Here is a 14,436-nt window from a genome sequence, read left to right as displayed (position 1 = left end):
TAGTTTTAATAATGTTGAGCTTTTAAATTACTTCAAATTTCCAACCATATCCTTAGGTTGTACCCATTCATCAAACTCTTCAGCAGTAAGATAACCAAGGTTCACGGCTTCTTCTTTTAAAGTGGTTCCATTTTTATGGGCGGTATTGGCAATTTCAGCAGCTTTATAATATCCTATTTTAGTATTTAAAGCAGTTACCAGCATTAAGGAATTATTTAGCAGTTCCTGGATTCTTTCAGTATTCGGTTCTATTCCCCTTACACAGTGCTCTTCAAAAGATCTGCAGGCATCTCCAAGGATCTCGGCACTCTGCAGAAGGTTTACGGCCATTACGGGTTTAAAAACATTTAATTCAAACTGGCCCTGCATGCCACCTACACTCATGCTCACATCGTTACCTATCACTTGTGCGCAAACCATCGTAAGGGCTTCACATTGGGTAGGATTAACTTTTCCCGGCATAATGGAAGAACCGGGTTCATTGGCCGGAATAATAATTTCCCCAATCCCGCTTCGGGGTCCGGAGGCAAGCATCCTTATATCATTTCCTATTTTGTTAAGCGAAACTGCCAATTGTTTTAATGCCCCGTGGGTTTCCACAAAAGCATCATGGGCGGCCAGGGCTTCAAATTTATTCTGAGCAGAAACAAAAGGAAGTTCAGTAAATTTCGCGATAAATTCGGCTACGCGTTTGGAATATCCTTTTGGAGTATTTAGCCCTGTTCCTACAGCGGTTCCGCCGAGGGCAAGTTCAGCTAAATGCGGAAGGGTGTTTTCCAGGGCTTTAATGCCATGGTCCAACTGCGCCACATAGCCGCTGAATTCCTGCCCCAAAGTGAGGGGAGTGGCATCCATAAAATGGGTGCGGCCAATTTTTACAACTTCTTTAAACTCTTCAGATTTTTTCTTCAGCGTTTCCCTTAATTTCTTTACTCCGGGAAGGGTGATTTTTGAAATTTTGTGATAGGCTGCAATATGCATTCCAGTAGGAAAAGTGTCGTTGGATGACTGCGATTTGTTTACATCGTCGTTAGGCTGAAGTGTTTTTTCACCTTCCCCGATAGCTTTTCCTGATAGTTGATGGGCACGGTTGGCGATAACTTCATTTACATTCATGTTGCTTTGCGTGCCGCTCCCGGTTTGCCAGATTACCAGTGGGAATTGATCGTCATGTTTTCCTGCCAGGATCTCATCACAAACCTTAGCGATTAAATCCCTTTTCTCCACAGGAAGTACTCCCAACTCGCAGTTGGTGTAAGCCGCAGCCTTTTTTAAATAGGCGAAGCCATAGATAATTTCCAGCGGCATACTCGCCGGTGGGCCTATTTTAAAGTTATTTCTGGATCGCTCTGTCTGGGCTCCCCATAGTTTATCTGAAGGAACTTTAACTTCCCCCATGGTGTCTTTCTCTATTCTGTAATCCATAATGTTAAAGGTTATTTGCTTTACAAATTTACATTTTAGGGAGGTCTTTGGCCCTAAAAAAGGCATTAAATTTGAAACTCTTAACCGTCTTTATAAGGAAAAATAAATTTTTAGGATTTGTATGTTTGGAGTGGGGGAGTTGAAAAGTAAAAGGTTCAAGAAGATAAAAAAGAGATAATATTTTCTATTTCACCGGGAGCTTATAGCTAAATCCCGTACATATATAAAGTCAAAATCTGAAATTTCACTTCTACAAAACGCAAGACCAAAAAATGAGGTTTTAGAAAATTTTAAATTTTAATTGTGATAAGCCGGCAGAGTTTATATCTTTGACAAGATTCAAAATTTAAGGAATTATGTTCGAGTTTGATCAGTATCTTGGGTTTTTACTTTTTCTTGTTATTTTAACCATGGGTTTTTGGTTAATGTTTTTTCTTGTGGCCATAGTTCCTTACTGGCTTGGCGGTTCAATAACCGAACTTCTTAAAGAAAGAAAAGCAAAGAAAAAGGCAGAAGAAGCGCAATAAAAAAGCACAGCATAAAAAAAGGGACGGTAAAATGTCCCTTTTTTTAGATCTTATCTTTTCTAAAATTCCCCTTCCATTTCACCATCTCCGTTTTCTCCTTCTTCACGGCGTTCCTGTTGCCTCTTTTGTTGATTAAACCTGTATATAAAAGAAACATTTATTTGCCTTTGTCTCCACTGGAATTCACTGTCCTGTTCGTAATTATCAGTTAGCGTGTACGAACTTCTTTTCCTGGAATTCAATAAATCCCGAACATTTAAGGAAATAGTGGCATGTTCATTCAAAATTTCCTTACTCAAGGCAACATCTATGGAAAGAATTCCGTCCTGTGTTCCCTGTACTTCATCTGAAGGCCCGCGGTAGAAGGCATTGGTTTGCCAGTCAATGCTCCAGGGCAGGGTAACTTTAGAACTAAATCTTCCAAAATAACTGGTGTTTTTCTGGCTGTAGTCTGTGCCGTTAAATTCCCCGTCCAGGTTAAACTGAAAATAATTGAAACTACCATTCAGCCTTAACCAGTCGGCAGGGTTGTATAAGAAACCAAGTTCTGCGCCCATCCTGTCGTTAGTCGCAAGGTTAAACGGAATACTTCTTATTACTCGCTGCTGAATGTACTGATCTGAATCGGCATCTTCAGGATCGTAATTTGGATTGGTAATGGTAATATTCACATTTTCCTGTACCCTGGAGAAAGCATCAGTTTCCCGTTGATAATAAACTGAAGAAGTTAAAGTTAATTTCTCCCATCTTTTTAAATATCCAAGATCAAAGGCATTGGAGTATGCGGGTTGTAAATTGGGATTCCCCTGAAAGACGTTGTTTCTACTGCTCCTGGAAGGAAAAGGATTGATAAACCAGCCACGGGGCCTGTTAATTCTTCGGTTATATCCCAGGGTAATATTTTCTTCTTCCCCCAATTCATAAATAAGGTTTACGGTAGGGAAGAGGCCGAGGTAATTATTATCAAAATCGGTATCAATTTCAAAGGAATAAATATCCTGTAATTCATCTTCAGATAATTCTGAATCAATGGTTCCTTTTAACTGTGTGTTTTCAAGACGCAAACCAAGAAGGAAGCTAAAATCGCCAAATCTTGAACCGTATTGCGAGTATAATGCCTGCACATTTTCAGAATAATCAAAAACGTTGGTCTGGTTTACGTTTAGTATAAGCTCTCCATTGGCATTTTCCTGGTAAAGTTCGTAATCGGTCACTTCATTTTCAAAATTTCCGCGGTAGCCGGCTTCAAACTGAGAATCTTCTCCAATTGGCCTCACATAATCCGCCTGTATCAGGTATTCTTTCTGATCTTCCAGGGTAGAAGTTTGCTCCCTAGGAATGGAAATATCATCATTTGCAGTATTATTAAAAGTTACCGGCTCCCTAATATAGGAGGCCTGTGTTTCTTTGTCTATCTCGTACTGAAAATCTGCCGTTAATTGATGCCCTTCATTATCAAATTTATTGATATAATTAAGCGAGAACTGGTAGCTGTCATCATCTTCAGTTTCCCGCTCAAACCTCGAGGTACCCAATTGTGGAGCATTATTAAGGTAATATTCGCTTATGTTAGTAGTAAGATCATCGTCGTTACCATATCTATAGAAAACAGCACCGGTAATAGAAGACATATCGTTGATGTAATATTCCATTCCCACGTTGGTATTGAAGCCACGATTTATCCTGTCATATTCCCTGTCTTCAATGTTGCGGTTATAAGGAATGCTATCTAAAAAAGCATCCTGCTGATTTTGGAAGTACCGGGTGTCAAAAAAGCCGTTCCCGGGAGATTCTGAATACCGGTAACCTGTTGTGGTAAAGAGATTATAATTTTCTGTCCTGTAATTAAGATTTGCTGAAACCCCAGCGTTGGCAGGATGGCCTGTGTTTAATGTTAAAGAACCATTGAAACCAAGGGTTTCTTTTTTCCGCAGGATAATATTAATAATCCCTGCAGTCCCTTCAGCGTCATATCTGGCCGAAGGAGAAGTGATTACTTCTACACGTTCGATGGCCTCAGCGGGAAGCTGTGCAAGCACATCGGTGCCGCCAAAACCAGCCATGGCTGAAGGTTTTCCGTTAATTAGAATTTTCACATTTTCATTACCACGCAGGCTTATTCCGCCTTCAATGTCTACAGAAATAGAGGGTACATTGTTAAGGGCGTCACTCACTGTTCCACCGGCAGTGGTAAGGTCTTTCCCAATATTATAAATTTTCTTGTCCAGTCTCACATCTACCTGTGTGGTCTCAGCACGCACCACTACTTCATCCAGGCTGGAAGAACTTACTCCAAGGGGAATCGTCCCCAGGTCAAGATCAGAATTTACATTGCGGTTATTGAAGTTTTTTGGCTCGTAAGAAATGAATTCCACGACAATGTTATAAGTGCCGCCCGGTACTTCTACAGAGAAATTACCATCCACATCGGTAACTCCGCCCGTTACATCCTGCGGATCGTTTACGTTGGTAACCGAAATAGTGGCATATTCCAGAGGGACCTCCAGGTCATTATCAATTACCTTACCTGAGATAGTGTATTCCGCCTCCGGACTTTGTGCATTTGCTGTAAAAATAAAACTGAAAAGAAGGATAAGAGTGCAACTTAACCCACGAAAAATTTTGGTGGTCATAGATAGATTTTCTCTTTTGACCCCTCAAAATGCAGATGGTTTAATTGAAATAGGTTAAGATTCCGTTAAAGCGGAAACTTTTTTTGAAGTCACCGCTTATCTATTTCAAAATGAAGAATTAAGACTTTTGCGTAATTTGCCTGTTTATAGCAGTATAATTTTCAAATTGCTCTTCATTAAAAAGTTTTTTTAACGCTGTATTTTCTGATTTTTGAATTGACTTCAATTTGGTGATCTGGGAATCATGCTTCAATGAAGAATTAATAATCTCATTCTTCTTAATGGTATATTCAATAATTAGTTCTTCCAGTTTATGAACCTGGTCCAGTGTAAGGTTTAATTTTGATTTCCAGGCATAAGCCAGTTCTTCGGCAATTTCCTTAATATCCTGGCGGTTCTTTTTATGTATATACAAATTGGTGTAAACAAAGCCTGCTACAAGCAAGCCTGCCAATCCTATAAGTCCTAACCTTTGTTCTAGTTTCATTCTCTCCCTTTTTTGTGATTCTTTTTCTTTCACAGTACTTCTTCAATATTTGAAGGCGGCCTACCTATAACCGCTTTTTCTTCATTTTCTGCGATTGGCCTTTCTATTAATTTAGGATTTTTTGCCATTACCGCTATCAATTCCCGGTCACTAAGATCTTTGTCTTTATAATTCTCTTTCCAGGTTTTCTCATTTTTCCTTACTAACTGAATAGGAGAAATGTTCATCTTCCCTATAAGTGCCGAGATTTCTTCTTCTGTTAAAGGTACCTTCAAATATTCTCTTACTCTATAATCTTCTCCTGAATTTTTTACAATTTCCAATCCTTCACGGGATTTTTTACAGCGGGTATTATGGTAAATGGTAATCATTTTTCTTTTTCCTTTACACGTCTTAAAATAAACAATTAATTTTAAAATTAAAACATCTCAATATTATTATCAATCATCATTCCGTTGTCCCATCATCATTAAATATGCTTTAAGAAAATCGTCCAGCGCCCCGTCCATCACATCATCTACATTACCTGTTTCCTCTCCGGTTCTCACATCTTTCACCAGCTTGTATGGATGCATCACATAATTGCGAATTTGGGATCCCCATTCAATTTTCATTTTTGAATCTTCAATCTCCCTTCGTTGGGCCTGTTGCTTCTGAAGTTCAATTTCGTATAACTGGCTCTTTAACAGCTGCATCGCCTTATTTTTATTCTCCAGCTGGGAGCGGGTTTCAGAATTCTCAATCACTATTCCCGTTGGGGCGTGGCGTAATCTAACCGCAGTTTCCACTTTATTTACATTTTGCCCGCCTGCACCTGAAGAGCGCATGGTTTCCCAGGAAATTTCTGAAGGGTTTATATCAATTTCTATGCTTTCATCGGCCAGTGGGTAAACATAAACAGAAGCGAAAGAGGTGTGCCTTTTTGCATTACTGTCAAATGGGGAAATCCTCACCAACCGGTGTACCCCATTTTCACCTTTAAGCCATCCAAAAGCGAATTCCCCTTCTATTTCCAAAGTGACCGTTTTTATACCGGCAACGTCTCCGGATTGGTAATTTAGCTCTTTAATTTTATATCCCTGCTTTTCGGCCCACATGAGGTACATTCGCATTAACATTTGCGCCCAGTCACAACTTTCGGTTCCGCCGGCACCAGCAGTAATTTGCAGTACAGCGCTAAGATCATCTCCTTCTTCAGAAAGCATATTTCTAAATTCAATGCCTTCAACAAGATTTATAATTTTATCGTATTGTTTTAGAACATCTTCTTCAGATGCATCTCCCTCTTCATGAAATTCAATTAAAACCTGAAGTTCTTCCAGTAAATTTTTTGCCTGCGTATATTCCTGCACCCATTTCTTCTTCCCCCTCAGGACCCGCATAAAAGCTTCAGCTTCTTTAGGGTCATTCCAGAAATCCGGATCAAAGGTTTTTTCCTCATCATTCTGGATCTCTATCTGTTTCTGCTCTATATCCAGATGGGTATGCAGAGCGCTAAGCCTTTCCTTTATATCTTTTACCTGATCGGTAGTAACCATTTATTCAATTTTACCCGAAATTATAACACTTTTTTTATTTACGGGAAACCTTAACAAGAAATTATTGCTGAAATTAAGCTATTGCTGTTGCTGCTGCTGTTGAGAAGTTACTTCAACACTGTAAATTGTTTCGTTTGCCCCTGAAGTAAAAACAATACCTTTAATGGGAGGGCAATCGGCATAATCTTTACCATGCGCTACTTTAATGTGGTTCTCCACGGCTAAGAGATTATTGGTAGGATCGAAGCCGGTCCAGCCTTTGCCCGGAATAAAACTTTCTGCCCAGGCATGCATCTGGGAATCTCCAAAATAGCCATTTCCCTGGTGCAAATATCCGGAAACGTAACGGGTGGGGATTTTATTTTTCCGGGCCATGGCACAGAACAAATGTGTAAAATCCTGGCAGACGCCTTTTTTACTTTTTATGACCTGGTTTAAATCTGTATCTATGGTGGTAACATCAGGTTTAAACTGAAAACTTTCAAAAATCCACTGGTTTAATTTCTGAAGATTCTCAAAAATACTTTGGGATTTGTCAAATTCTAAAATTGTTTCAGGCTGTGACGGCAAAGAAGTAAGCTCTGTACTTCTAAGATATTGCTCATGCTCTACCCTAAAGGAAAGTTCATTTAAAAGTTGAAGGTCCTTTTCAGGATCTGTAGATAGTGTTCCTTCAAAAGGATTGACTTCTTTTTTCCACAATTTAAATTCAGCTTCAAACTCTATTTCTTTTATAACATTTTTAGAATTGACCCTGAAGGTTTTAAAGCCATATCCGTTGATGCTGTTCTCCACCGCAATTTGCAGGGAATTCTTAAACTGATAATACTCCAGGCTCTGGTTCTCATTATCTTCAGGAGTAATGAGGAACTGCCATAAAGCTCCATTGGTGGAAGCTTCGTAAGTATTGTGCGCTTTGTATTTTATTGTATATTCCACTGTGGGCAAATTTAATTCGTGCAAATTTAGTCATCTGGAGCATAGCTAATAGTTAAAATATTCCTTTTCCATTTTTTGTCCTATTTGAACCAGGGAATCCTGAATACCTTCAATAAAAGCCTGGAAGTTTCCTTCGATCTCTTCTATATGCTTGTATTCATATTCCGCTTTAACCTTGCCTACCAGGAAGGCAACAGAATCTTTCCTGGTTCGTTTTTCTGTTATAAGTCCTTCCATGTGCCGGCTTAATTCATTAAGGCAATTCATTATGGAACGCGGGCAGCTGGGGTTCAGGATTAAAAATTCCAGGGTATTAATGCTATCAGGTGTTTTTTTGTAGTGCCGGCGCATCATATCATAAGCTTCCGTACACTTTAGCAGGGTTATCCATTCGTAACTCTTTTTTATGGCATCACCGTAACTTCCCTTGGCAATAAGGGCATCGTTGTATTTAGCATTTATAATACGAATAATTTGCGTGGCCCTTTCCAGGTTTATACCCAGCATAATTATGGCATAAACCTCATCATGTAATAGTGTCCCCCTGATTTTGCCCCGGAGAACAGCGGTAGATTCTGCCACATGAACGGTAAAATCATAAAGTCCGCTTTTTACAAATGTATTCCTGTCGTAATTCAGCACATAATGATAAAACCTGTTGAGGGCTTCATATAATTCCGTAGAGATAAGATCGCGGGCACTATTGGCGTTTTCCCGGGCAAGCTTTACATAATTAATAACAGAAAAATCTTTATCGGGATTAAGGCCAATGTTGTAAAGCACTTCTTCTTCATTTAAATCTTTAGAAGAAGTTACCGCGTCGTCTGCCATAAAAAGCAAAGACTTTAATACAAATTGCCGGGATTGCGAAAGCTCGTTGGGCGCATCCAGTGAAGAAAAATAATTTACATTTAAATATCTGGCCACATGTTCAGTTCGTTCTATATAACGTCCCATCCAGAATAAATTATTGGCTACTCTTGCTAACATAAAATACTTTTATTTTTTTAAAACCCAGGTATCTTTTGAACCACCTCCCTGAGAAGAATTAACAACTAAATTTCCCTTTTTTAAGGCCACTCTGGTGAGGCCGCCTTTTAATACAAAGTCTTTTTCCTGGCCCAGCAGGGTAAAGGTTCTAAGATCTACATGCCTGGGTTCAAAAGACTCGCTGTCCTCTATATAGGTGGCGTGTGTGGAAAGGGACATTATGGGTTGTGCGATATATTTACGCGGACTGGCTTGTATGGTGGTCTTTACCTTTTCAATTTCTTCCTTGGTTAATTTATTGCCGATAGATATTCCATACCCGCCAGATTCATCCACAGGTTTTATTACCAGCTTCTCTACGTTTTCGAGTACATATTTTAACTCGTCTGGACGGCTGCAATGGTAGGTATGCACATTTTTTAGTATCGGTTCTTCATTAAGGTAATATTTGATTATTTCGGGCATATAGGTATATACCGCTTTATCGTCTGCCACGCCGGTGCCTGGGGCATTTACTATGCACACGTTTCCCTGCCGGTAGGCCGCTAATAAACCTGGTACTCCCAAAGTGGAATCTGGCTTAAACTCCAGCGGGTCCAGGAACAGGTCATCTACCCGGCGGTAAATTACATCTACTTTTTCAGGCCCTCTTATGGTCTTCATATAAACAAAATCATTTTCTACAAAAAGGTCCCGGCCTTCCACCAGTTCCACACCCATGGATTTGGCGAGGTAGGAATGTTCATAGTATGCAGAGTTATAAATTCCGGGGGTGATTACCACGCAATTTGGATTGTCTACCCCCTGAGGCTTAACAGACTCTATTATTTCCAGTAAGTTTTGGGCATAATCTGTTACCGTATGGGTTTGATAATGGTTAAAAACACCAAATAGAGCCCTCTTTAAAGCGGTACGGTTGCAAATAACATAACTCACGCCTGAAGGGCAACGGATATTATCTTCCAGCACATAATATTCCCCGTCTGAATGTTTTATAAGGTCTGTTCCTGAAATATGATTGTAAATCCCACCGGGAGGATCGAGTCCTATCATCTGGTCCAGGTAATTTACCGAAGAATTAATAAGGTCCAGTGGTACAATGCCTTCCTTGATAATATTTTTATCATGATAAATATCCCAAAGGAAATCATTAAGAGCGCGACTTCGTTGCAACACTCCCTGTTCTATATGCTCCCATTCTTCAGGGGGAATTATCCTCGGGAAAAGGTCAAAAGGAAAAATCTTCTCTTTTATTTCATGTTCTCCGTAAACCTGAAAGGTAATCCCCTGATTAAAAAATGAAGCTTTGGCCTTGTTGTTTAAAAGGGCAAAATCCTGGGCAGAATGTTCACTATAGAGATTAAGAAGGGTTTTGTAAATATCTTTTACGTTATCATTTTCATCAAAAATTTCATCAAAAAATTGTGGATCGTTTTGATAAGAAGAAAACGTAGGTTGGTTCTCATGAGTTTTCATAACTATATCTTTTCATATAAATTACAACTTTTCAGGGAATTAGAAGCTGCTGATTTCATATTTATCCCTTGCTAAACTGAAGATTCTTAAATAAAAAGATTCTTTTTTATAGGATTTCTCAAGCCAGTTTTGCTTTTGAGGCAGCGCAATTTTTATAACTTTATCTCCAATTAAATTTTATATGAAAAGAGTCTTCTGCTGCCTGTTTTTGCTCATAACACAAGTTTCTATCTCCCAGTTTTTAGAGGAAAAAGATAATCTGAAATCTTACAATGGGTTCTTTAATTTTCATTATAACGAGGAAGAGGACGAGCTTTATCTTGAAGTTAAAAATTTAAATGGGGAATTTTTATATACACATTTCATAAGGAGCGGTGTAGGTTCTAACGATATAGGCCTGGATCGCGGCCAGTTAGGTGATGGTATTATTGTAAAATTTAAAAAAGCGGGGAATAAGCTTTTGCTTATTCAGCCTAACTACAAGTACAGGGCAGAAACAGATAATTTACAGGAAAGGCAAAGTGTGGAAGAGGCTTTTGCTCAGTCGGTACTTTTTGGTTTTGAAATAAAAGAGGAAAGGGACAGCAGTTACGTGATAGACTTTACTCCTTTCCTTATGCAGGATGCCCACGGAGTAGTGCAAAGACTGAAACGCGGTAACTACGGAAGCTATAAATTAAATAAAAGCAAAAGCGCGTTATCACTTTCCGGAACAAAAGCTTTTCCTGAAAATGTGGAATTTGAGGCGCTTCTTACCTTTGAAGGCGAGCCGGAAGGAGGAACTGTTAGAAGTGTGGTGCCGGACCCTCAAAATATAAGCCTTGTACAGCACCATAGTTTTGTGAAGTTGCCAGACGATCATTACGAGAAAAGGCTTTTTGATCCCAGGAGTGGGGCAATATCAATCTCTTATTATGACTATGCTTCCCCTGTTTTTGAACCTTTGGAAAAACGGTATGCCATAAGGCATCGCTTACAGAAGAAAAATCCTGAAGCAGCAGTGAGTGAAGCTGAGGAACCCATCATTTACTATCTGGACCCAGGAACCCCCGAGCCTGTGAGATCTGCTTTGCTGGAAGGCGCTTCCTGGTGGAACCAGGCCTTTAGCGAATTAGGCTATAATAATGCTTTCCAGGTGAAAATGCTGCCGGAGGAGGCAGATCCCCTGGATGTGCGTTACAATGTTATACAGTGGGTGCATCGCTCTACACGCGGCTGGAGTTATGGTGCAAGCGTGGTAGATCCGCGCACAGGCGAAATTATAAAAGGCCATGTAAGCCTGGGAAGCCTGCGTATAAGGCAGGATTTTATGATTGCCCAGGCTTTGCTCAATAACCCGTTTGCTGAAAATGATGAAAACCATCAGCAAATGATGACAATGGCCCTGGCCAGGATACGACAACTGGCGGCACATGAAGTTGGGCATACCCTTGGTTTTGCGCATAATTTTGCGGCCAGTGTTAGCAAGAGGGCTTCGGTTATGGATTATCCGCATCCACAATTCGAGCTGAAAAACGGTAAAATAGATTTAAGCAATGCCTATGATACCGGAATAGGAGAATGGGACAAAGTTACGGTAAAATACAGCTATAGTGGTATACCTGAAGGTGTTAGCCAAAAAGAATACCTGAACAACATTATTTCTGAAGCCACGGCGCAGGGGCTTCAGTTTATAACCGACAGTGATGCGAGGGCGGCAGGAGGAGCGCATATAAACGCCCATCTTTGGGACAATGGCGCCAACGCTGCAGAAGAACTTGAAGAAGTGCTGAAAATTAGAAAAAAAGCTATTCAGGATTTTTCTGAAGATAATATAAGGACAGATGAGCCGTATACTGTTTTAGAAGATGTTTTTGTACCGCTCTATTTTTTTCACCGATATCAAACTGAAGCAGCTGTAAAGACGATTGGCGGCCTCAATTACAATTATGCCGTAAAAGGAGGTAAAGAAACAGTGGTGGAATTTGTAGATAAAAAAGAACAACTAAAAGCTTTAGATGCGGTGTTGCAAACCCTTACTGCCGAAGAACTGGCTATTCCCAAAGATAAACTAAAACTTTTCCCGCCAAGGGCTTTTGGGTTTAATCGTACCAGGGAATCCTTCAGGAGTAATACAGGAGTTTCCTTTGATGCCCTGGCTGCCCCGGCCACCGCAAGCGACATGACACTGGGGCTTTTACTGCACCCGGAAAGAGCTGCAAGGCTAATTCAGCAAAAATCTTTAGAGAAAGAGCAACTGGGATTAGAAGAAGTTATAGATAGGCTCATTTCTGAAACTATTAAAACTTCAAAAAAAGATACTTATTTGCAGGAAGTGCAAAATACTGTAGGATATAACGTGCTCCAGCATCTTATGAACCTGGCAGTGCATAAAGATGCCACTCCACAGGTAAAAGCCATAGCAAACGCGCAGATTGATGAGGTACAGCAATGGCTAAGAAAACAGGACGAACCAATGTTCACGCAAATGTCCCGGGAAATAAAGGAATTCCGCGAGGATCCTTCAGAATTTAAAGCTATTCCAAACGCCCCAAAAATTCCGGATGGTTCTCCTATTGGAAGTTTTGCGTGGGATTAAAAATGTATCATATTAAGACCTATTCAGAGCAATAAGAAATTCAGATAAACCAATAATTACAGGATTAAAGTAAAATGAAAGAAATAGATTTAAGAAGCGATACGGTAACCCGGCCAACAAAAGGAATGTTACAGGCCATAATGGGAGCTGAAGTTGGGGACGATGTTTATAAAGAAGATCCCACTGTAAATAAACTGGAAAAAAAGCTGGCGGCCATGTTTGGTAAAGACCAGGCATTATTTTTCCCAACAGGCAGTATGGCCAACCAGGCGGCTATAAAGTTGCATACCCAACCTGCCGAGCAGCTTATTTGCGATAAATGGGCGCACGTATTTAATTATGAAGGTGGTGGCGCTTCCTTTAACAGCGGTGTTTCCTGCAAACTTGTAGACGGCCACCGCGGAATGATCACTGCGGCGCAGGTTGAGGAGAATATCAATTCGCCGGACTTTTATCATAGTCCGCTTTCTACTTTGGTTTGCCTGGAAAATACCACTAATAAAGGCGGCGGTGCCTGTTATGATTTTGAAGAATTTAAAAAGATCAGGAAAGTTTGTGATGAGCATAATATGGGGCTCCATCTTGACGGGGCAAGGCTTTTTAATGCTTTAGTTGCCAAAAATGAAGATCCGAGGGAATACGGGAAGATATTCGATACGATTTCGGTATGCCTCTCCAAAGGATTGGGCACACCAATAGGCACGGTGCTTATTGGGAATAGCGATATTATGAAAAATGCCATTCGGGTGCGAAAAGTCTTGGGTGGCGGAATGCGCCAGGTAGGCTTTATGGCCGCCGCGGGAATTTACGCGCTGGACCACCAGGTAGAGCGTCTGGCAGAAGACCATAGAAGGGCTACGGAAATAGGCGAAACTTTAGATTCGCAAGCCTACGTGGCTGAAGTGGAACCTGTAGAGACCAATATCATTATATTTTATCTAAGAAACCCTTCAGATGAAGCCGCCTTTATGGAAAAACTGCAGGATGAAAACATTAGGATAAGTAACATGGGGCAGGGAAAACTAAGGATTGTAACTCACCTGGACTATTCCGAAGAAATGCACCAGAAATTTCTGAAAGTTTTGAGTGAAATTCAGCTGTAGGATTTAATTTTCGGGCAAGCTTAGCAGAAGATTAATTGCGCTTTAATAGCAAGAACTTTTCAAAAGTGGTATTTTATCAAAAACTAAAGAAAGAGATATGAAAAATACATTGCCAAAAAAGGAAGTTCCGGGATTAATAGTAGATACGGTAAACGGAATGCAATGGGAGTTGCGGGATCAAAAACCGGAAAATTTTACCATGATTGTTTTTTACCGTGGATTGCATTGCCCGGTTTGTAAAAAATACCTGGAAGAACTGAATAGTAAAATTGACAAATTCAGGGAGAAAGGAGTGAGTGTAATTTGCGTTAGTGGGGATTCCAAAGAAAGAGCCGGGAAGACTGTTGAAAAGTGGGATGTGGAAAACCTTGTTATTGGTTATGGGCTTGCTCCTGAAGATGCCCGCAAATGGGATTTATATATTTCTGAAGGAGTGAAAGAGGAGGAACCGGAGGTATTTTTTGAACCTGCAATTTTCCTGATAAAGCCAGATTTCACTTTGTATGCAGCTTCTGTACAATCTATGCCTTTTTTTGCCCGGCCAAAATTTGATGATTTACTTAAAGCTGTAGATTTTGTGCTTGAAAAAGATTATCCTGCACGGGGAGAAGCGTGAAAAGAAGTTAGAGGGTAGAAGTTTGAAATTAGAAATGGAATAATTAAGAGGAAAGAGGAAAGAGGAGAGAGAAAAGAGGAAAAAATAAAACCCCCGGTTTTTCTAAGAAAAACCGGGGGTTTTA

Annotated in this window: 12 protein-coding genes; 4 read left to right on the top strand and 8 right to left on the bottom strand. The window is 40.1% G+C overall.

The window, feature by feature from the left end; genetic code table 11:
- Positions 1-27 precede the first annotated feature (27 nt).
- Complete coding sequence (gene fumC / locus RM553_RS16660; protein ID WP_311536090.1) at positions 28-1,425, bottom strand: class II fumarate hydratase; 1,398 nt, start codon at positions 1,423-1,425, stop codon at positions 28-30.
- Positions 1,426-1,781: 356 nt separating this feature from the next.
- Here fumC and RM553_RS16655 point away from each other — a divergent pair, with 356 nt between their 5' ends.
- Complete coding sequence (locus RM553_RS16655; RefSeq protein ID WP_311536089.1) at positions 1,782-1,952, top strand: hypothetical protein; 171 nt, start codon at positions 1,782-1,784, stop codon at positions 1,950-1,952.
- Positions 1,953-2,011: 59 nt separating this feature from the next.
- Here RM553_RS16655 and RM553_RS16650 read toward each other — a convergent pair whose 3' ends face one another.
- The 7 genes from RM553_RS16650 to RM553_RS16620 all read right to left on the bottom strand — a co-directional run bounded on the left by RM553_RS16650 (position 2,012) and on the right by RM553_RS16620 (position 10,015).
- The gene (locus RM553_RS16650) at positions 2,012-4,585 is read right to left on the bottom strand and encodes a TonB-dependent receptor (protein ID WP_311536088.1); all 2,574 of its coding nucleotides are present in this window, start codon (positions 4,583-4,585) and stop codon (positions 2,012-2,014) included.
- A 118-nt stretch (positions 4,586-4,703) separates the two neighbouring features.
- Positions 4,704-5,072 (bottom strand): hypothetical protein, encoded by a 369-nt coding sequence (locus RM553_RS16645; RefSeq protein WP_311536087.1) that lies wholly within the window; start codon positions 5,070-5,072, stop codon positions 4,704-4,706.
- 29 nt (positions 5,073-5,101) lie between these two features.
- Complete coding sequence (locus RM553_RS16640; protein WP_311536086.1) at positions 5,102-5,443, bottom strand: arsenate reductase family protein; 342 nt, start codon at positions 5,441-5,443, stop codon at positions 5,102-5,104.
- Between the two features lie 69 nt (positions 5,444-5,512).
- A complete protein-coding gene (gene prfB / locus RM553_RS16635; protein ID WP_311536085.1) occupies positions 5,513-6,610 on the bottom strand; it encodes a peptide chain release factor 2 in 1,098 nt (365 codons plus the stop codon).
- A 78-nt stretch (positions 6,611-6,688) separates the two neighbouring features.
- On the bottom strand, positions 6,689-7,549 hold the full coding sequence (locus RM553_RS16630; protein ID WP_311536084.1) for a transglutaminase-like domain-containing protein: 861 nt from the start codon (positions 7,547-7,549) through the stop codon (positions 6,689-6,691).
- A 45-nt stretch (positions 7,550-7,594) separates the two neighbouring features.
- The gene (locus tag RM553_RS16625; RefSeq protein WP_311536083.1) at positions 7,595-8,539 is read right to left on the bottom strand and encodes an alpha-E domain-containing protein; all 945 of its coding nucleotides are present in this window, start codon (positions 8,537-8,539) and stop codon (positions 7,595-7,597) included.
- 9 nt (positions 8,540-8,548) lie between these two features.
- Positions 8,549-10,015 (bottom strand): circularly permuted type 2 ATP-grasp protein, encoded by a 1,467-nt coding sequence (locus tag RM553_RS16620; RefSeq protein ID WP_311536082.1) that lies wholly within the window; start codon positions 10,013-10,015, stop codon positions 8,549-8,551.
- A 181-nt stretch (positions 10,016-10,196) separates the two neighbouring features.
- On the opposite strand from RM553_RS16620, the gene RM553_RS16615 reads away from it, so the two are divergent.
- The 3 genes from RM553_RS16615 to RM553_RS16605 all read left to right on the top strand — a co-directional run bounded on the left by RM553_RS16615 (position 10,197) and on the right by RM553_RS16605 (position 14,312).
- Positions 10,197-12,593: a zinc-dependent metalloprotease gene (locus RM553_RS16615; protein WP_311536081.1), complete on the top strand. Its 2,397-nt coding sequence runs from the start codon at positions 10,197-10,199 to the stop codon at positions 12,591-12,593.
- Between the two features lie 74 nt (positions 12,594-12,667).
- Entirely contained in the window at positions 12,668-13,696 is a 1,029-nt protein-coding gene (locus tag RM553_RS16610; protein WP_311536080.1) for a threonine aldolase family protein, read from the top strand.
- A gap of 97 nt (positions 13,697-13,793) precedes the next feature.
- Positions 13,794-14,312, top strand: a complete 519-nt coding sequence (locus tag RM553_RS16605) for a redoxin domain-containing protein (protein ID WP_311536079.1) — start codon at positions 13,794-13,796, stop codon at positions 14,310-14,312.
- The last annotated feature ends 124 nt before the right edge of the window (positions 14,313-14,436 follow it).

This window comes from Autumnicola tepida, from assembly GCF_031846485.1.
GTDB lineage: Bacteria > Bacteroidota > Bacteroidia > Flavobacteriales > Flavobacteriaceae > Autumnicola > Autumnicola tepida.
Note: the sequence above shows the minus strand (reverse complement) of the source record. Positions and strands in the feature narration are given on the sequence as shown.

Bases quoted from the DNA above. Each gene is read 5' to 3' on its own strand.
- fumC (WP_311536090.1), bottom strand. From the start codon at position 1,425: ATGGATTACAGAATAGAGAAAGACACCATGGGGGAAGTTAAAGTTCCT.
- RM553_RS16655 (WP_311536089.1), top strand. From the start codon at position 1,782: ATGTTCGAGTTTGATCAGTATCTTGGGTTTTTACTTTTTCTTGTTATT.
- RM553_RS16650 (WP_311536088.1), bottom strand. From the start codon at position 4,585: ATGACCACCAAAATTTTTCGTGGGTTAAGTTGCACTCTTATCCTTCTT.
- RM553_RS16645 (WP_311536087.1), bottom strand. From the start codon at position 5,072: ATGAAACTAGAACAAAGGTTAGGACTTATAGGATTGGCAGGCTTGCTT.
- RM553_RS16640 (WP_311536086.1), bottom strand. From the start codon at position 5,443: ATGATTACCATTTACCATAATACCCGCTGTAAAAAATCCCGTGAAGGA.
- prfB (WP_311536085.1), bottom strand. From the start codon at position 6,610: ATGGTTACTACCGATCAGGTAAAAGATATAAAGGAAAGGCTTAGCGCT.
- RM553_RS16625 (WP_311536083.1), bottom strand. From the start codon at position 8,539: ATGTTAGCAAGAGTAGCCAATAATTTATTCTGGATGGGACGTTATATA.
- RM553_RS16620 (WP_311536082.1), bottom strand. From the start codon at position 10,015: ATGAAAACTCATGAGAACCAACCTACGTTTTCTTCTTATCAAAACGAT.
- RM553_RS16615 (WP_311536081.1), top strand. From the start codon at position 10,197: ATGAAAAGAGTCTTCTGCTGCCTGTTTTTGCTCATAACACAAGTTTCT.
- RM553_RS16610 (WP_311536080.1), top strand. From the start codon at position 12,668: ATGAAAGAAATAGATTTAAGAAGCGATACGGTAACCCGGCCAACAAAA.
- RM553_RS16605 (WP_311536079.1), top strand. From the start codon at position 13,794: ATGAAAAATACATTGCCAAAAAAGGAAGTTCCGGGATTAATAGTAGAT.